Here is a 634-nt window from a genome sequence, read left to right as displayed (position 1 = left end):
CGGGCCGGGTCGCCAGCGCCGCACCGGCCGCCGCGGCGAGCGGCGGCACGCACAGCAGGACCAGGGTCGCGGCGATCGGCAGCGGACGGTCGGCCGACAGCAGCCGCACGCCCGCCCCGCCGAAGGGAAGGGAGGGCACCGACGACACCAACTGCCCCCGCAGATACAGGCACACGACGAGTGCGATCGCACTGCCCAGCAGCGCGGACATCGCCGTCGACGCCGCGGCGAGCACGGGGATGCGGGCCGGGCCCACCCCCGCCACGTCCAGCGCCGACAGCGAACGCGAACCGGGATCCGTACGCGCGACGGCGGCGGCGAACTGCACGGCCGCGGCCAGCGGTACGAGGCACCACACCAGACGGACGAGGGACGGGCCGGGCTGCTGCGGATGCGCCAGGGCGTGGCCCAGCGCGGCCAGCAGCAGGAAACCCACGACTGCCGTGGCGCACGCGACCAGAAGACGGCGCAGCAGCGTGAGGGGGCGGCCACCACGGGCTAGACGGAGAGCGAGCACGCGGCACCCTTGGAGTCTTCGCCGTCGGAGTCGCCCTTCGACGTACCGTCGCCCGCCGTCGCCGCGCGGCCGTCACCGGGGCCGTCGCCGCGCAGGGCGCCGGGGCCCGCGGCGGCG

At 77.1% G+C, this 634-nt stretch carries 1 pseudogene; it reads right to left on the bottom strand.

Going from position 1 to position 634, the window contains the following annotated elements:
* Window positions 1-517, bottom strand: a pseudogene (locus AN218_RS28705) (hypothetical protein); the annotation flags it as partial.
* Window positions 518-634 lie beyond the last annotated feature (117 nt).

Origin of the sequence: Streptomyces nanshensis (genome assembly GCF_001751255.1) — a bacterium.
Taxonomy (GTDB): Bacteria; Actinomycetota; Actinomycetes; order Streptomycetales; family Streptomycetaceae; genus Streptomyces; species Streptomyces nanshensis_A.
The sequence above is the reverse complement of the archived record's forward strand: the minus strand, read 5'-3'. Positions and strand labels throughout refer to the sequence as shown.